Raw genomic sequence first — 16,435 nt, forward strand, 5'->3', positions numbered from 1 at the left:
TTCTAGCGGGCGGCCAAGCGGGTGCGCGGCGCCGCATCCTGCAACAGCAGCTGAACGCGCGCCTGCCTGAGCGTGGCCATGTCGCCCGATAGCGCCGCATGTGGCGCGAGCACGGGGCCGGCGGCCGGCATCCAGCGCGCCTGGCGCACAGCGACTGCGCGTGCCGGCACACTGGCGGGCAGGACTGCTTCATCGGCCTGGGTGCCAGGGACCACGATCGCGCTCGTCACGGTGTGCGCATCGCAGACCTGGTCGGTCAGGGTGACGCGCCCGGTGCCGTCGATGCACTTGTTGATGGCGCCGCCTGCCTGCGCCGCAGGCAAGGCAAATGCGCCGGCTGCGGCGGCAAGGAGCAAATAATTGGTTAAGGCGTGGCGTTTCATGGCAGAGCTCCAGATTTCAATGGAGCCATTCTGAGCTTTAGCCGCGTGCGGGTATGTTCGCTGCTACACCATTACCGATAAAAACCTGTCAAAAAAACAATCAACTGCAGCGTGTCAGTCGCTGCCGGGGCGGGGCAGCGCTGCCAGGAATGCCAGGTAATCGATCGCGCAGCGGCGCGGCGCCTCTACCATGGGCAGGTGGCCGATGCCGGGCATGCGGATCACGCGGCTGTTGGGCATGATCGCCTGCAGCGCATCGGCGCCGGCCGCATTGTGGATCTGGTCCAGCGTGCCCCAGACGATCAGCGCCGGCGCTTCGATGCGGAAATAGCGCGCTTCCAGGAAGGGCGAATCCTGCAACTGGCGCATGACCCGCTGGTGCAGCTCGAAGTCGACCGCGCCGCGCAGCGCCAGGCGGCGGCGCGTGCTCGATGGCAGGAACGGCGGGCGCGCGGTGGTGGCGATGAGCAAGCGCTCGAACGAGGCCAGGTCCTGCACCAGCCAGGGCATCAGACCGGTGGCCAGATACTGGCGTTCCAGGTCGCTGTTCAGGCCGGCAGCGGTGCCGGCGGCACTGAGCAGCCACAGGCTGGCGACCCGCTCCGGATAGCGTGCAGCAAACTCCGTGGCAATGAAGCCGCCCATCGAACTGCCGCCCAGGTGTACCCGGTCCAGACCCAGTTTATAGAGGAAAGCGTGCAGGTTGCTCGCCTGCGCGGCGATCGAATAGTCAGCATCGGGATCGCGGCTTGCTTCGCCGAAGGCCGGCAAGTCCGGAATCACCACGTGGTAGTGCCGGGTCAGGTGGACGGCGAGGCGAATGAAGTTGTCCTTGTCGGCGCCAAAGCCGTGCACCAGAACGATGGTTTCGCCCCGGCCGCCTTCCAGATAGGGCATCTCTGCGCCCGGAATGCGGGCGCTGTCCCACGCCAGGCGGGCCAGGCGCCGCTCGATGGTCAGGCCGGCCAGGGCTGCCACGCCGGGGGCAAATTTATTCAGTCCATACACCGCGCCGATGAGGGCGAGGATAACCAGCAGGACGACGTACAGGACCGTCATCGTTGCGCCGCGATGGCGGGCAGGCGTGCTAACAGGAGGACGTAAACTGGCATGACATACTCTTGATGCGATGAATCCTGCAAGAATACTTCCTTTTAGTTCTATTCACCAAGCATTAAAGTGCCAGTGCCAATTCATGCCAATGGCAGCGCCAGTTGCAGCAACAAGCCGCCCCCCTCGCGATTGCGCACCGTCAGTTCGGCGCCATGCCGGCTGACGACGCGGTTCACGATGGCCAGTCCGAGCCCGGCGCCATTGGCCTGGCCGCGCGCGGTGTCCAATCGTGTAAACGGTTTTAATAATTGCTCAATCTGATCGCTTGGCACGCCGGTGCCGTGGTCCTGGATCGTGACCACGGCACGCTTGCCGTTGCCATTGACTTTGACGACGCAGCCGAAATCGAGTTCGACAACCTCAAGACCGGGTGTGGTGCCGTAGCGGCGCGCGTTTTCGACAATGTTATTGAGCACGCGACGCAAGTCGGTCGCGTTGCCGAGAACCGAAATATCGGGTGTGATGGCCGTCTTGACACGCATGCCCGGCATGCGCGCAGCTTCGCGCGCGCTGTCCTCGAGCAGTTCCGACAGGTTCACCGGCACGAAACTGGAGGCGTCGGTCGGCTTGGCGTAGTCGAGGAACTGGCCGATGATGGCGTCCATCTGGGCGATATCCGATTGCATGCCTTCGCGCGCTTCGCGGTCGAGCGGGGCCATTTCCAGTTCCAGCTGCATGCGTGTGAGCGGCGTGCGCAGGTCGTGTGAGATGCCGGCCAAAATCACGGCGCGGTCTTTTTCGACCTGCGCCAGGTCTTCCACCATCTGGTTGAAACTGCGGTTCGCTTCGATGATCTCCTGCGATCCTTTTTCGGGCAGGCGCGCCGGTCGTTCGCCTTTTGCGATGGCGCGCGCGGCCGCGGTCAGACGCGCCAGCGGCAAATTCACCAGGCTCGAAATGAGCGCCGCGCCGAGTACCGACAACACGCCGACCACCCCGGCCCAACCGAGCCACTGCACGCCGGACAGACCGGACAGGCGCTCGCGCTCGAGCATCAGCCAGTATTCGTCTTCGTCGATCTTAAAACTGATCCAGAACCCGGCGTTGCCGTTCACCCGGCTCGAAATGCGGGTGTCGGCGCCGAGTTTGCTGCGGATGCTGGCGGCGATCTCCGGCATCAAGGTATTCGCAGGGGGCGGTTCGATGGTGTCGGTCGGCTGCAGCGAAAAGATGCGGATGCCTTCGTTCGATACCAGCTCGATGAGCAGCTCGCGCCGCAGTTCGGGCGCGGAATGGGTCAGGGCCGCCTTGGTAATGGTGACGACCGAGACCACCAGTTCCGACGTCTGCTGGATCTGCGGCTCGCGCTGGACGCGATTGAGCATGCCGATCCATGACGCCATGGACAGCATCGTCAGCACCGACAGCATGAAGAAGGTGCGCCAGAACAGGCCGCTGCGGAACCAGTTGCGGCGCTCCGACAGCGCCGGAAAGCCGAATGCGTTGAGCCTCGCACCCACTAGCGTGGCTGGCCTTCAGGGATAAAGACATAGCCCAGGCCCCAGACGGTCTGGATGTACAGCGGCGACGATGGATCGGGTTCGATCAGTTTGCGCAGGCGTGAAATTTGCACATCAAGGCTGCGGTCGAACACTTCGTATTCGCGCCCGCGCGCCAGTTCCATCAGCTTTTCGCGAGACAGCGGCTGGCGTGCATGGCGCGCAAACACTTTCAGTACCGAGAATTCGCCGGTGGTCAGCGGGACGGTCTCGCCGGCTTTTTTGAGTGTGCGCGTGCCGAGGTCGAGGACGAACTGGCCGAACTCGAAACTTTGCGGCGTTTCGGATGGCGCGCCGGGGATTTCGTCCGGTCCCTTGCGGCGCAGGACGGCGCCGATGCGGGCCACCAGTTCGCGCGGGTTGAACGGTTTGGGCAGGTAGTCGTCGGCGCCCATCTCCAGTCCGACGATGCGGTCGACGTCTTCGCCTTTGGCTGTCAGCATGATGATCGGGGTCTGGTCGCCGGCGCCGCGCAGGCGGCGGCAGATCGACAGGCCGTCTTCTCCAGGAAGCATCAGGTCCAGCACCAGCAGGTCGTAGCGCTCGCGCAGCCACAGTTTGTTCATGGCCGGCGCGCTCTCCGCGGTAACCACCGCGAAGCCTTGCTCGGTCAGGTAACGCCGCAACAGGTCACGCAGGCGCACATCGTCGTCGACGACCATGATCTTCGCGGTGGGAGTGGCCGGAACATTGCCCGGAGTGTTGTTGCCCGTAGTCGGAGTCGGATTCATATTGCTGTCAAGTTTGTCAGATTCATATCGGTTATGGTAACGTCTTATCGCTCGCAACGGCAGCCAATTCGCGCCGAGTTGCCAGCCATTACACCTTGTTACAAACTTTACCCAATCAGGCTTACACCTCAAAACGATCGCCCGTACACTGGGATCCAGCCGAAGAGAAGCGTGTTTATCAAGTTCCATGCAGGCGTCAAGTGCATAGAGCTTATCCGTTTATCGGCCATCGCGGAAGAGGAGTACTTATGAATAACGACCACACCGGAGTGACTGCATCAGTACGCGCGAATGTGTGTGGCCGTGTTGCGTCAGTTGGACGTGCGCGTCGTGTCGGTTTGGCGTGCGTGCTCGCTTTCAGCGCATTGAGCGCGCTGGGCGCGGTCCAGGCCCAGGACCGGAGCGGTTTTCGCAAGGAAGACTTGCCGCAGCAGCGCGATGAGCGAGGCGAGCGCAATGGGCGCCAGGACCAGCGCCAGGACGCCCCGCGCTTCGAGTTGCGCGACCGTGCTGATGACGCCCATCGCCAGCAGCAGGAACGCAGCGCCGAAGCACAGCGCCGCAGCGGGCGCATGACACCGGACGAGCGGCGCGACCTGCGCCGCCAGATCAACGAAGCCGGGGTTGACTTGTACCCGAATACGCCGCGCCGCTAGCCTGTTCCGTTAGAACTCTTTGCCGCCGCCAGCGCCCCACCGGGCCCGGCGGCGGTGTCGCATTTGCCACAATCTCGTCGATTGCGCCAGCGCCACACTGCAATGTTGTGCTGCGTGTCTCATGGTGCCCGCGTTTTGATTACAAATAGTTTATTTAACAGGGACAACATGCTACGCTGAAAGTAACCATGTCCCGAGCGCATCCTTGGCACGGGCCCATTGCAAACATGTTCTCCCTGGAGTCTCGTTGTGTCGACTGAATTTGCTGTTGCTCCCCCTGAACCGACCGTCGCCGCGGCATCTGCCGGCGTTGCCCATGGCAGCATCGTGCAGCGCGATGGTGCGGTGTATGCGGACCCGATGTCTGGTGGCGCGGTGCTGCTGGCCGATATTGACCGCCTGATCCAATCCGGCCGCTATTTCACCGGGCTCGATTACGCGGTACTGATGCGGCTGCTGTACGGGGTCGGCCCGGAACTGGCGCGCATGGCGGGCGCCGACACCCTGGTCCCGTTTGCCACCGGGATTGCCAGCTTCGATCCGGCGCGTCGCGGCCTCTACCGCGACCCGCGCATCCGCGACGGCGTGGCCGACTACACCTTCGAACCGGTGTTCGCCTACAGTGCCACCAGTCCTGGCCAGCCAGCTCCGGCGCGCCTGGACATCGACGAGTTTGTGGCCCACCTGTGGGGCAAGGGCGTGCGCTTCGGCATTGATCTAGGCGCCGTGCGCGCCGCGCTCGCCAGCGAAGGCGCGGCCGGGCTGGTACTGGTGGCGAGCCGCCTGGCGCCGGCACCCGGGGTCGATGCCCAGATCGTCGAAGTCTCCAGCGACCTGCATCGCAGCGACGCACCACGACAGATGGCCAACGGCAAGCTCGATCTGATGTCGTTCCAGAACCGCTTCCCGCAAATCAAGCCGGGCATGCGCCTGCTGAAAAAACAGCCGGCCCAGCCCGGGACGCGCGGCCTGGAGCTGTCGGGTGCGCCGATTGCCGCGCCCGTGCCTGCCGATGTCGAACTGGGGCCGATGGCCGGCAGCGGCACTCTGGTCGAGCGCACTGGCGGCGGCGAATTTCTGGTGGCGCAGCGCCCCGGTTTTTTGAATGTCGATCCGGCCACTCAACAAATCTCGATCGACGCCAAGATCATCAGCCGGGACGGCGTCAGTTCGCGCACCACCGGCAACCTGCAGCTGACCGGCGACTACGAAGAATTCGGCGAAGTGCAGGAGATGCGCGTCATCGAAGGCGAGGGCATCACGATTCACGCCGACGTGTTCGGCAAGATCATTTCGCGCGGCGGCCTGGTTTTACTCAATCGTAACCTGGTCGGCGGCAGCGCCACCAACAAGCGCGGCGACATCACCATCGAAGGCGTGGCATCGGGCGCGGTGATCCAGGCCAAAGACGGCACCGTCACCCTGCAGCGCGCTGAGAACTGCGTCATTTCCGGCACCCGCGTGCGGGTCGGGCATGCGGTGAACTGCGAAATCATCGGCAACGAAGTGAGCGTCGGCCAGGCCGAAGGCTGCGCGCTGGCCGGGCGCCAGGTCACGGTCGAATCGAGCGCGCCGCGGCGCGACAGCGAAATGCTGGTGCTGGCGCTGTGGCCCGATTGCGCGAAGATCGATGAAGTCATCGCGCAGGTAGGCGTGCGCGTGCAGCAGTTCGCCGAGCGCGCGGCCCAATGCAAGGCCGAAGTGGAACGCATGACCGGCGAGCCGGAGGTGCGCCGCTACGTGACGCTGGCCTCGAAGGTGCGCAAGAACGAGATCACCTTGACCGCCGAGCAGCTGCCGACGTTCCAGCAAATGGCGATCGCGGTGGGCCCGCAACTGAAAGCCATCGGCAAGGTCTCGCTCGATGCCAAGGCTGCGGAGACCGAGCAGCAGGCGGGCCAGGCCCTGATCGACAAGTTGATTCAGCAGCGCACCGACAGCAACCTGGTCTCGTCGGTGAAAATCGGCGAACTGCGGGGCGATACCCAGGTGCGCACGCTGCCGTTCAGTCCGGACGGCTCACGTGCCTACGACCTGTCGCCGCGCGACATCAAGACGCGCCTGCGCACGGCGGCGTTGTCGGCGCTGTTATACGGAGGAAGTAGTGGGGCGTTCGACTGGACCAGCGCGACCTGATGCTATTTGCTAGTCGCTGACCTTGCCGCGCAGGGCCTTCACCTGCCCATCCTTGGTTTTTCCGTCCAGCCGCCGGCGCTGCGACGAACGGGTGGGCCGCGTGGCGCGCCGCAGCAGCGGCACCACCGCCGCCGCATCGATCAACACCTGCAGCCGGGCCAGCGCGTCGGCCTTGTTCTGCTCCAGGCTGCGCGATTGCTGTGCCTTGAGCACCAGCACGCCGTCCTGCGTTACGCGGCTGTCGGCGAGGCGCAACAGGCGCTCCTTCACCGCAGCCGGCAGCGACGACGCGTTGATGTCGAAGCGCGCATGCACCGCACACGATACCTTGTTGACGTTCTGGCCGCCCGGACCCTGGGCCCGGATGGCGGACAGTTCGACTTCGGCAGGATTCAGGAACACCGTCACGGCAGGACTTCGGGCGGCGGCGCCAGCGCCGCCGACAGGCGTGGCGCATACGCCGGCAAGCCGGCAAACAGCGCCGGGTCGGCATGGCCCAGGCGGCCGTGCGCGATCAGCTCGCGCACCTTGTCGAGGTAATCGCTCAGGGTCAGGAGCTGGCCCAGCGGCGACAGTTGCGCACCTTTTTGCAGGCCTTCCTGCTCGGCCAGCGCGCGCGTGACGTTCTCCGGGAAGTGCCACTCGCGCCCGATGCTGCAGGTCAGCGCGCGCGCGTCGCGCACCAGCTGCGCACAAAACAGTTCGGCGCCGAGCGAAGGATCGTTCCTGGCCACCTGATCCAGCACGCGCAGTGCGACGATCATGCCGACGTTCTGCACCAGGCCGGCCAGGAAGGCCTCGAACGGGTCGATGCCCAGCTCTTCGGCCAGTGCGCGGTTGGCAGCCGCGCAGCGTTCGGCGTGCTCCCACAGGCGCGGCGCCAGGCTGCGCGTGTAATGCCCGGACTGCATGTCGATGATGGGGCGGAAAGCGACGCTGGTGATCAGCTGGCGCAAGCCTTCCTGGCCGATCAGCATCACCGCGTGCTCGACGCTGGTGATGCTGTTCGCCGTGCCCTGGTAGGCCGTATTGGCCAGCCGCACCACGGCGGCGACCAGCACCACGTCGCTGGAAATGGTGCGCGACAGCGCGGCGCCCGAAAACGTGTCGCTGCGCAGGCTTTGCAGCAGCTGCGGAATCAGCCCGGGCATGCGCCGCACCAGCGCCGCGCCGGACTGCTGGGAGGAAACGATGGCGGCGAGTGCGTCCAGCGCCTGGCTTTCCAGCGGCGACAGGTCGAGGCCGCTTTCTTCGGTGCGTTCGAACAGCCAGCTGTCATACACGCTATTGACACGGTCGGCCTGCTCGAACGACACCAGGCGCCGAACGGGTCGCGCAGTCGCCGACGGCGGCGCTTTACTAACAGCAGGGCCAGGCGCAGGGTGCCGTGCCGGAGCCGCGGCGCTACGCGCCGGGCCATTGAACAACTGCTGCAACCACTTGAACATCGTTATCGTTCCTATTTAGTATGTGAACCATTGTATCTGCTCCATTCGCTCTTGGAAACTTTGAGCCTCGTCAAACCGTGGGTATACGCCGCCCTTACGATGGCAGATGCAAATGGGAGGGGCGCGCCATGTCAATTGACAATACACAAGCGTTTTTGAGTTTCACCCTGGGCGGACAGGAATATGGCCTGGACGAGCGCCAGGTGCGCGAGCTATGCCAGTTCGATGCGCTCGACCGCTTCGCTGACGGCACGCAGGTGGTGCCGGGGGTGGGCCGCGCGCGCGGCGTCATCATGCCGATCGTCGACATGCGCGCCGCCTTTGCCGGCCACCCGCTCCCGTATGACCCGAACAGCGAGGTGATTATCCTGACGCTGTCGCACTGCGTCATGGCGATGGTGGTGGAGCGGGTCAACGGCGTGGTGTCGCTGCGTGCCGACCAGATCCGGGCGGTGCCGTGCTGCGACGGCACGGCGCCGGCCGACTACCTGCTGGGACTGGGCGAAGTGGACGGGCGGCGCCTGATCCTGGTCGACATCGACCGCCTGATGGCGATCGGCCGCCACAAGACCGACTGCCTGGTGTGAAAACCTAGGCCAGCAGCGTTTCGAGCTGCTCCTGCAATCCCAGCCACTCAGCTTCCAGTTGGGCCAGGTCTTTCGTGTAATAGGCCTGGTCCGCCATCACCGTTTTCAGCTTGGCCTTGTTGGCCGCGTCGTAGATCGACGGCACGGCCAGCGCGGCGTCGACCAGCGCTTTTTGCTCGTTGCGTTTGGCGATCTGCGTCTCCAGCGTCTTGATCTTGACGTCGAGCGGTTTGCGCAAGGTGGTCACGCGCTGGCGCTGCTCGGCGTCCTGGCGTTTCTGTTCCTTCTTGTCGACGACCGGTGCTACAGCGGTGTTGGCAACATCGGCGATGGTTGGCGCGGCCGGGAAGGCGGTCTTGTTGTCCTTGCCCGCAGCCGGCAGCACGTTGGTGCCTTTCCCCAGCTTGGTCTGGAACAGCCAGTCCTTGTAGTCGTCCAGGTCGCCGTCGAAGGGCTGCAGGCGGCCGTCGGCAACGATGATGAACTGGTCGGTGGTGGCGCGCAGCAGGTGGCGATCGTGGGAGACGACCACCAGCGTGCCTTCGAACTGCGCCAGCGCCATCGTCAGCGCTTCGCGGGTCTCGAGATCGAGGTGATTGGTTGGTTCATCGAGCAGCAGCAGGTTCGGGCGCTGCCAGACGATCAGTGCCAAGGCCAGGCGCGCCTTTTCGCCGCCGGAGAACGGCGCGATGGAGCTGGTGACCATGGTGCCCGGGAAGTTGAAGCCGCCCAGGAAGTTGCGCAGTTCCTGCTCGCGCGTGGTCGGGGCGATTTTCGACAGGTGCCACAGCGGCGACTCGTCGTGGCGCAGCATCTCGACCTGGTGCTGGGCGAAGTAGCCGATGGATAAACCTTTGCCCATGGTGGCGTCGCCGGTCAGCGGTGCCAGTTCGCCGGCGATGGTTTTGATCAGCGTCGATTTGCCGGCGCCGTTCACACCCAGCAGGCCAATGCGCTGGCCGATCTGCAGCGAGAATTTGATATTGCTGACGATGGTCTTGTCGCCAATCACGTCGCCGTGTTCATCCTTGATGTGGTAACCGGCATTCACGTCTTCCATCACCAGCAGCGGATTTGGCGCGGCCAGCGGCTCGCGGAATTCGAAGCTGAATTCGGCGGCGGCGCGCAGCGGTGCCAGTTCTTCCATCTTGGCCAGTGCCTTCATGCGGCTCTGGGCCTGGCGCGCTTTCGAGGCCTGGGCCTTGAAACGATTGACGAAGGACTCGAGGTGGGCGCGCTGGCGGGTCTGCTTTTCGAGGGCGCCTGCGGCCAGGATCATTTGCGCTGCGCGCTGACGCTCGAAGCCGGAATAGTTGGCCGTGTAGCGTTTCAGTTTGCGCTCGTCGATATGGACGATCACGTTCACGACTTCATCGAGGAAGTCGCGATCGTGGGAAATGATGATCAGGGTGCCAGGGTATTTTTTGAGCCAGTCTTCCAGCCAGATGATCGCGTCCAGATCCAGGTGATTGGTCGGTTCATCGAGCAGCAGCAGGTCGGACGGGCACATCAGCGCTTGCGCGAGATTGAGGCGCATGCGCCAGCCGCCCGAGAAGCTCGCGACCGGCTGGTTCATCTGCTCGATCGAGAAGCCCAGGCCCAGCAGCAGTTGTTCGCCGCGCGACTGCACGGTGTACGCATCGGCATCGGCCAGCGCGCTGTAGATATTGCCGATGGCGATACCGTTTTCATTGTTGTCCGGCAGGGCTTCGAGGCGGGCCAGTTCTGCCTCGAGTTTGCGCAGGGTGGCGTCGCCGTCGATCGCGTATTCCAGCGCGGCGCGGTCCAGCGCCGGCGTTTCCTGGGCCACGTAGGCCATGCGCCATTTGGCCGGGAAGTCGATCTCGCCCTGGTCCGGATGCAGTTCGTTGCGCAGCATCATGAACAGGCTGGATTTGCCGGCGCCGTTCGCGCCAATCAGGCCGATCTTGTCGCCGGGGTTCAGGGTGAGGTCTACGCTCTCGAGCAACGGCTTGGTGCCGCGCATCAGGCTAACATTCAGGAAACGGATCATGGGGTCTTTAAGGGAGATTCAAAGCGCGCACCGGCAAGGGCGCGCGTGGGAGGTTTATTGTTATTCGCGGTTACTGTAACTGGTCGGCGCGCAGCAGGAACACGGCGTTGTCGCCGCTGCTGGTGGTCAGCCAGGTCAGGCCCAGGTGGCCGAACGCGGCTTCCGCGTAGTCGTACTCGTTGCCGATTTCGACGATCAGGATGCCGTCAGGGGTCAAGCGCTCGGCGGCCCCGGCGACGATCAGGCGCACCAGGTCCATGCCGTCTTCACCGCCAGCGAGCGCAATCTGCGGCTCGACCAGGTACTCGGGCGGCAGCTTGCCCATTGAGGCGCTGTTCACGTACGGCGGGTTGGAGACGATCACATCGTATTTTTTGAACGGGACGTTCTGGTACAGGTCGGACGCGATCGGGTTCACCCGGCCATCGAGTTCGTATTTGCGGATGTTCATCTGGGCCACCGCCAGCGCGTCGGTCGAGATATCGACTGCATCGACGACGCTGTTGCCGAAGGCGTCGGCCAGCATGATCGCCAGGCAGCCCGAGCCGGTGCACAGTTCCAGCACGTTTTGCACCGCATCCGGATCTTCCACCCACGGGCTGAAAAATTCGGGAATCAGCTCGGCGATGAAGGAGCGCGGCACCAGCACACGCTCGTCGACGTAGAACGGGTAGGTTCCCAGCCACGCTTCGTTGGTGATGTAGGCGGCCGGCACGCGGTCGACGGCGCGCCGTTCGATCACGACCAGCACTTGCGTCACTTCGTCGGGCAGCAGGCGCGCGTCGAGGAAGGGGTCGAGGCGGTCGAGCGGCAACTTCAGGGTGTGCAGGATCAGGTAGACGGCTTCGTCGAAGGCTTCGGCGCTGCCGTGGCCAAAGAACAGCTTGGCCGCATTGAAACGGGAAACGGCGTAGCGCAGCAGGTCGCGCGGCGTTTGGAATGGTGTCGGATTCATTGTTGACTTTACTTATTGGGCCAGCAGCAGCGCCAGCGTGCGGCGGTAGATATTCTTAAGCGGATCGATGAAACGCAGGTCGACGTGTTCGTCGATCTTGTGGATGCTGGCGTTCGGAGGGCCGAATTCTATCACCTGCGGGCAGATACGGGCGATGAAGCGGCCATCCGAGGTCCCGCCGGTGGTCGACAATTCCGTTGTCACGCCCGTCTCGTCGAAGATTGCGCTCGACAAGGCGTCGGACAAGCTGCCTTTCGGCGTGAGGAAGGGCAGGCCGGACAGGGTCCAGGCGAGCTCGTATTCGAGGCCGTGTTTGTCGAGGATCGCGTGCACCCGTGCCTTGAGTTCATCGGCTGTGCTGGCGGTGGAAAAGCGGAAGTTGAAGTCGATCGACAGCGCGCCGGGAATGACGTTGTTCGCGCCGGTGCCGGCGTGGATGTTGGACATTTGCCAGGAAGTCGGCAAATAGTAGGCGTTGCCGGTGTCCCAGGCCTCGGTGGCCAGTTCGGCCAGCGCGGGCGCGGCCTGGTGGATCGGGTTCCGGGCCAGTTGCGGATAGGCGATGTGGCCCTGGATGCCCTTGATGACCAGGTGGCCGGACAGCGAACCGCGGCGCCCGTTCTTGATCATGTCGCCCAGGGTGCTTGACGACGTCGGCTCGCCGACCACGCAATAGTCGGGCGTCTCGCCGCGCTGTTCCAGCAGTTTGCAGACGATGGCGGTGCCGTCGACGGCTGGTCCCTCTTCGTCGCTGGTGATCAGGAAGGCGATCGAACCGTGGTGGTCGGGATGGCTGGCCACGAATTCCTGGCATGCCACGACCATCGCCGCGATCGAGGTTTTCATGTCGGCTGCGCCACGGCCATACAGCTTGCCATCGCGCTCGGTCGGGATGAACGGTTCAGACGCCCACTGCGCGGCGGGGCCGGTGGGCACCACGTCGGTGTGGCCGGCAAAGACGAACAGCGGCCGCGCGCTGCCGCGCCGCGCCCACAGATTGGTCACGCCATTCGAGGTGATGGTCTCGCACACAAAACCGAGCGGTTCGAGCAGGGCGATCAGCTGCGCCTGGCAATCCTTGTCCTCCGGCGTCACCGACGAGCGGGCGATCAGGGACTTGGCCAGCGCCAGGGTAGGGGAGTCCATCATTTGAAAACGCTTGCGTACAGGTCCGGCGTGAACCCGACCTGCAGCGCGCCGGCGCCCGCCAATACCGGACGCTTGATGACGGAGGTCGTGGCCAGCATCAGTTCCAGGGCCGTATCGTGGTCGACGACGGCGGCTTTCTGCGCATCGGTCAGGTTGCGCCAGGTGGTGCCCTTGCGGTTGACCAGCACGGTCCAGTCGCGCTGTTCCAGCCAGCTCGCCGCGGTGGCGCGGTCCAGACCCTGCTTTTTAAAATCGTGAAAAGTGAAGTCGACGCCGTTTTCAAGCAGCCAGGTGCGGGCTTTCTTGACGGTGTCGCAATTCGGGATGCCGTAGAGGGTGATGGTCATTGCGGGTTCGGGGAGAAGAAATAGTAACCGGGCGCCTGGCCCGGTCGTCGTACTTTAATTGTTGAGCGTGAACTCGGTGAACGACGTCGCGGTCGGGTCTTCGATCACGGGTGCGGCGGTGTCTTTCTTGCTGCTGTCGGGACCGTTGTTAAGCAGCCACAACAAATTGGTGGCGGAGTCCGCATTGGCCAGCGCTTCTTCCTGCGTGACCAGGCCCGACTGCACCAGCTCCACCAGCGCCGTCTCGAACGATTGCGAGCCGGGCGACAGGCTCTGGTCCATCGCGTCCTTGATCTGGCCGATATCGCCATTTTCGATCAGGTCCGACACATAGCGCGTGTTGACCATGATTTCGACAGCGGCGTGGCGGGTGCCGCCGGCCGCAGCCCTGATCAGGCGTTGCGAGATGATGGCTTTCACGCTTGAGGACAAATCCTGCAATAGCGCCGGGCGGTTTTCGATCGGGTAAAAACTGATGATGCGGTTCAGCGCGTTGTAGCTGTTGTTGGCATGCAGGGTGGCCAGCACCAGGTGGCCGGACTGGGCGTACGCCAGCGCCGCGGCCATGGTTTCCTTGTCGCGGATTTCGCCGATCAGGATGCAATCGGGCGCCTGGCGCATGGAGTTGCGCAGGGCGACGCTGAAGCTGGTCGCGTCGCTGCCGATTTCGCGCTGGTTGACGATCGATTTCTTGTGTTTGAACAGGTACTCGATCGGGTCTTCCAGTGTCAGGATATGGCCGGCGCGCAATTCGTTGCGATGGTCCAGCATCGAGGCGATGGTGGTCGATTTGCCGGAACCGGTGGCGCCCACGACCAGCATCAGGCCGCGTTTTTCCATGATCAGTTCGGACAGCACGGGCGGCAGGCCAAGGTCTGCCAGTGGCGGAATCACGGCCGGCACGAAGCGGAATACCGCCGAAATGCTGCCGCGCTGGCGGAAGGCGGACAGGCGGAAGCGACCCAGGTTGGGCACCGAGATCCCCATATTGAGCTCATTGTTCTCGACCAGTTCAGCCATCTGCTCTGGCGTCGTGATTTCTTCCAGCAACGAGACGATGTTTTCCTGTCCGAGCTTGTGCTGGTTGATCGGGATCAAATTGCCGTGGATCTTGATATGTACCGGCGAATTGACTGCGAAGAACATGTCCGACGCGTTCTTCTCTTTCATTAGCTGGAATAGTCGTTCCATTGCCATCGTGTTTCTCCTGAGGTGCTGCAACTCACTGCCGGTGGCAATTTTGGTCGACTATACGGAAATGCTTACACTGGTACAACTTTGTACGGCGCAAATGCGGCGCCGTAACAACGCTATTTAGATCCCGCGCAACAACTCGTTGATGCCGGTCTTGGCGCGCGTCTTCGCATCCACGCGTTTGACGATCACTGCGCAGTACAGGCTATGCGAACCGTCGGCGGAAGGCAAATTGCCCGACACCACAACGGAGCCGGCCGGCACGCGACCGTACGTCACTTCGCCGGTGGCGCGGTCGTAAATCTTGGTGGACTGGCCGATATACACGCCCATCGAGATGACCGAGTTTTCTTCGACGATCACGCCTTCGACGATTTCCGAACGCGCGCCAATAAAACAGTTGTCTTCGATGATGGTCGGGTTGGCCTGCATTGGTTCGAGCACGCCGCCGATACCGACGCCGCCGGACAGGTGGACGTTCTTGCCGATCTGGGCGCAGGAACCGACCGTGGCCCAGGCGTCAACCATGGACCCTTCATCGACGTAAGCGCCAATGTTGACGTACGACGGCATCAGCACGACGTTTTTGGCGATGAACGAACCGCGCCGGGCCACCGCTGGCGGCACCACGCGGAAACCGCCTCTGGCGAAATCCTCGGCCGTGTAGTTGGCGAACTTGGTCGGCACCTTGTCGTAGTACTGCATGGTGCCGTCGCCCGCCATCACGCTGTTGTTTTCCAGGCGGAACGACAGCAGCACGGCTTTTTTCAGCCACTGGTTGACGACCCACTCGGCACCGGTTTTTTGCGCCACGCGCAAGGTGCCGTCGTCCAGGCCGGCGATCACGTGGGCCACCGCATCGCGCACTTCGGCGGATGCGTTGGCTGGGTTGATGTCGGCGCGCTGTTCCCAGGCGGTGTCGATGATGCTTTGCAGTTGTTGGGTCATGGTAGGTCTACAGGTAATAAATCAGAGTTGTTGGCAGAACTGGACAATGCGCTGGGCCGCTTCCAGGCCCTCGTCGACGTCGGAGACAAGCGCCATGCGAATCCGGTTGGTGCCCGGATTGATGCCGTGCGCGTCGCGCGCCAGGTAGCTGCCGGGCAGGACGACGACATTATATTCGGCGTACAGGCGCTTGGCGAAGGCAGTGTCGGACAACTTGGTGCGGCTGACGTCGGCCCACAAATAAAAGCCGGCGTCGGGCAGCTCGACGTCCATCACGGTTTTCAGCAGCGGCGTGATGAGGTTGAATTTTTCCTTGTATAGCGCGCGGTTTTCCTGCACGTGGGCTTCGTCGCCCCAGGCCGCGATCGACGCGCTCTGCACCGGTGGCGCCATCGCGCCGCCGCTGTAGGTGCGGTATTGCAGGAACTGTTTCAGCACGACCGGGTCGCCGGCCACGAAACCGGAGCGCATGCCCGGCACATTCGAGCGCTTCGACAGGCTGGAAAACACCACCAGGTTGGTGTACGGACGCTCGCCGCCGCTGCGTTGTAACTGGTGCGCGGCTTCCAGCGCGCCCAGCGGCGGCGTGGCGCCGTGGTAGATCTCGGAGTAGCACTCGTCGGAGGCGATCACGAAACCGTAGCGGTCGGACAGCGCGAACAGCGTGCGCCAGTCGTCGAGCGACAGGGTAGCGCCGGTCGGGTTGCCAGGCGTGCACAGGTACAGCAGCTGCACGCGTTCCCAGACGGCGCCGGGAACGCTGCTGTAATCGCAGGCGAAGTTGCGCCCCGGGTCGGAGTTGACGAAATACGGGGTGGCGCCGGCCAGGTAAGCGGCGCCTTCGTAGATTTGATAAAACGGGTTCGGGCACAGCACCAGCGGATCGGGTTTGCTGGCGTCGACCACGCAATGGGCGATGCCGAACAGCGCCTCGCGCGAGCCGTTCACCGGCAGCACCATGGTGGCCGGGTTCAGGGGCGGCACATCGTAGCGGCGCTGCAGCCAGTGGGCGATGGCTTCGCGCAGTGCGTCGCTGCCATGCGTGCTGGGGTAGCTCGACAGGCCGGCGATGTGCTGCGTCAGCGCGCGCTGGATAAAGGCGGGCGTCGGATGCTTCGGTTCGCCGATGCCCAGGCTGATCGGCGTGTGGGCAGCGGAAGGCGTAACGCCGGCAAACAGCAGGCGCAGCTTTTCGAACGGGTAGGGGTGCAGTTGCTCGAGATGTGGATTCACGAAGGTCGCCAGTCGGTGCAAGGGAAACCGCATTATAGCGCC

General features: G+C 63.7%; 16 protein-coding genes. 3 read left to right on the plus strand and 13 right to left on the minus strand.

From position 1 onward, the window contains the following. Positions 1-2: 2 nt before the first annotated feature. The 4 genes from V6M87_RS12140 to ompR all read right to left on the minus strand — a co-directional run bounded on the left by V6M87_RS12140 (position 3) and on the right by ompR (position 3,726). A complete protein-coding gene (locus V6M87_RS12140) occupies positions 3-383 on the minus strand; it encodes a DUF4124 domain-containing protein (RefSeq protein ID WP_332876889.1) in 381 nt (126 codons plus the stop codon). A 114-nt stretch (positions 384-497) separates the two neighbouring features. Further along, entirely contained in the window at positions 498-1,442 is a 945-nt protein-coding gene (locus V6M87_RS12145) for an alpha/beta fold hydrolase (RefSeq protein WP_332876890.1), read from the minus strand. A gap of 134 nt (positions 1,443-1,576) precedes the next feature. Beyond that, positions 1,577-2,866, minus strand: coding sequence for a sensor histidine kinase (locus tag V6M87_RS12150; protein ID WP_332876943.1), 1,290 nt, complete (start codon positions 2,864-2,866; stop codon positions 1,577-1,579). Positions 2,867-2,955: 89 nt separating this feature from the next. Continuing rightward, complete coding sequence (ompR, locus tag V6M87_RS12155) at positions 2,956-3,726, minus strand: osmolarity response regulator transcription factor OmpR (RefSeq protein WP_442920583.1); 771 nt, start codon at positions 3,724-3,726, stop codon at positions 2,956-2,958. A gap of 347 nt (positions 3,727-4,073) precedes the next feature. Between ompR and V6M87_RS12160 the strand changes: the two genes are divergently transcribed. Together V6M87_RS12160 and V6M87_RS12165 are read left to right on the plus strand one after the other, a co-directional pair. Beyond that, on the plus strand, positions 4,074-4,382 hold the full coding sequence (locus tag V6M87_RS12160) for a hypothetical protein (RefSeq protein WP_332876891.1): 309 nt from the start codon (positions 4,074-4,076) through the stop codon (positions 4,380-4,382). A 249-nt stretch (positions 4,383-4,631) separates the two neighbouring features. After that, positions 4,632-6,518, plus strand: a complete 1,887-nt coding sequence (locus V6M87_RS12165; protein WP_332876892.1) for a flagellar assembly protein A — start codon at positions 4,632-4,634, stop codon at positions 6,516-6,518. 9 nt (positions 6,519-6,527) lie between these two features. On the opposite strand, the gene arfB is transcribed toward V6M87_RS12165, so the two are convergent. Next, positions 6,528-6,926: an alternative ribosome rescue aminoacyl-tRNA hydrolase ArfB gene (arfB, locus tag V6M87_RS12170; RefSeq protein ID WP_332876893.1), complete on the minus strand. Its 399-nt coding sequence runs from the start codon at positions 6,924-6,926 to the stop codon at positions 6,528-6,530. Then, positions 6,923-7,966 carry an HDOD domain-containing protein gene (locus tag V6M87_RS12175; RefSeq protein ID WP_332876894.1) on the minus strand — a complete coding sequence of 348 codons (1,044 nt, stop codon included), beginning with the start codon at positions 7,964-7,966 and terminating at the stop codon, positions 6,923-6,925. Before V6M87_RS12175 ends, arfB begins: the two co-directional genes overlap by 4 nt. A gap of 128 nt (positions 7,967-8,094) precedes the next feature. Between V6M87_RS12175 and V6M87_RS12180 the strand changes: the two genes are divergently transcribed. Beyond that, positions 8,095-8,553, plus strand: coding sequence for a chemotaxis protein CheW (locus tag V6M87_RS12180; protein ID WP_332876895.1), 459 nt, complete (start codon positions 8,095-8,097; stop codon positions 8,551-8,553). Between the two features lie 4 nt (positions 8,554-8,557). On the opposite strand, the gene V6M87_RS12185 is transcribed toward V6M87_RS12180, so the two are convergent. From V6M87_RS12185 to dapC, 7 genes are all read right to left on the minus strand, one after another. After that, positions 8,558-10,567 carry an ATP-binding cassette domain-containing protein gene (locus V6M87_RS12185; RefSeq protein ID WP_332876896.1) on the minus strand — a complete coding sequence of 670 codons (2,010 nt, stop codon included), beginning with the start codon at positions 10,565-10,567 and terminating at the stop codon, positions 8,558-8,560. A gap of 70 nt (positions 10,568-10,637) precedes the next feature. After that, positions 10,638-11,522: a 50S ribosomal protein L3 N(5)-glutamine methyltransferase gene (gene prmB, locus V6M87_RS12190; RefSeq protein WP_332876897.1), complete on the minus strand. Its 885-nt coding sequence runs from the start codon at positions 11,520-11,522 to the stop codon at positions 10,638-10,640. Positions 11,523-11,534: 12 nt separating this feature from the next. Further along, positions 11,535-12,671, minus strand: a complete 1,137-nt coding sequence (gene dapE, locus V6M87_RS12195) for a succinyl-diaminopimelate desuccinylase (protein WP_332876898.1) — start codon at positions 12,669-12,671, stop codon at positions 11,535-11,537. Then, a complete protein-coding gene (locus V6M87_RS12200) occupies positions 12,668-13,018 on the minus strand; it encodes an arsenate reductase (protein WP_332876899.1) in 351 nt (116 codons plus the stop codon). The genes dapE and V6M87_RS12200 overlap by 4 nt, the downstream gene beginning before the upstream one ends. Positions 13,019-13,072: 54 nt before the next feature. Next, a complete protein-coding gene (locus V6M87_RS12205; RefSeq protein ID WP_332876900.1) occupies positions 13,073-14,215 on the minus strand; it encodes a PilT/PilU family type 4a pilus ATPase in 1,143 nt (380 codons plus the stop codon). Positions 14,216-14,332: 117 nt separating this feature from the next. After that, positions 14,333-15,160, minus strand: coding sequence for a 2,3,4,5-tetrahydropyridine-2,6-dicarboxylate N-succinyltransferase (gene dapD, locus V6M87_RS12210; RefSeq protein WP_332876901.1), 828 nt, complete (start codon positions 15,158-15,160; stop codon positions 14,333-14,335). A gap of 21 nt (positions 15,161-15,181) precedes the next feature. Then, positions 15,182-16,393, minus strand: coding sequence for a succinyldiaminopimelate transaminase (dapC, locus tag V6M87_RS12215; protein ID WP_332876902.1), 1,212 nt, complete (start codon positions 16,391-16,393; stop codon positions 15,182-15,184). Positions 16,394-16,435: the final 42 nt, after the last annotated feature.

The organism is Massilia sp. S19_KUP03_FR1, assembly GCF_036688685.1.
In the GTDB taxonomy this organism is placed as follows: domain Bacteria; phylum Pseudomonadota; class Gammaproteobacteria; order Burkholderiales; family Burkholderiaceae_D; genus JALYUM01.

What these genes read in the sequence shown, in the direction of transcription:
- V6M87_RS12140 (WP_332876889.1), bottom strand. Translation starts at nt 383, where the DNA reads ATGAAACGCCACGCCTTAACCAATTATTTGCTCCTTGCCGCCGCAGCC.
- V6M87_RS12145 (WP_332876890.1), bottom strand. Translation starts at nt 1,442, where the DNA reads ATGACGGTCCTGTACGTCGTCCTGCTGGTTATCCTCGCCCTCATCGGC.
- V6M87_RS12150 (WP_332876943.1), bottom strand. Translation starts at nt 2,866, where the DNA reads ATGCTGTCGGTGCTGACGATGCTGTCCATGGCGTCATGGATCGGCATG.
- ompR (WP_442920583.1), bottom strand. Translation starts at nt 3,726, where the DNA reads ATGAATCCGACTCCGACTACGGGCAACAACACTCCGGGCAATGTTCCG.
- V6M87_RS12175 (WP_332876894.1), bottom strand. Translation starts at nt 7,966, where the DNA reads ATGTTCAAGTGGTTGCAGCAGTTGTTCAATGGCCCGGCGCGTAGCGCC.
- V6M87_RS12180 (WP_332876895.1), top strand. Translation starts at nt 8,095, where the DNA reads ATGTCAATTGACAATACACAAGCGTTTTTGAGTTTCACCCTGGGCGGA.
- V6M87_RS12185 (WP_332876896.1), bottom strand. Translation starts at nt 10,567, where the DNA reads ATGATCCGTTTCCTGAATGTTAGCCTGATGCGCGGCACCAAGCCGTTG.
- prmB (WP_332876897.1), bottom strand. Translation starts at nt 11,522, where the DNA reads ATGAATCCGACACCATTCCAAACGCCGCGCGACCTGCTGCGCTACGCC.
- dapE (WP_332876898.1), bottom strand. Translation starts at nt 12,671, where the DNA reads ATGATGGACTCCCCTACCCTGGCGCTGGCCAAGTCCCTGATCGCCCGC.
- V6M87_RS12200 (WP_332876899.1), bottom strand. Translation starts at nt 13,018, where the DNA reads ATGACCATCACCCTCTACGGCATCCCGAATTGCGACACCGTCAAGAAA.
- V6M87_RS12205 (WP_332876900.1), bottom strand. Translation starts at nt 14,215, where the DNA reads ATGGCAATGGAACGACTATTCCAGCTAATGAAAGAGAAGAACGCGTCG.
- dapD (WP_332876901.1), bottom strand. Translation starts at nt 15,160, where the DNA reads ATGACCCAACAACTGCAAAGCATCATCGACACCGCCTGGGAACAGCGC.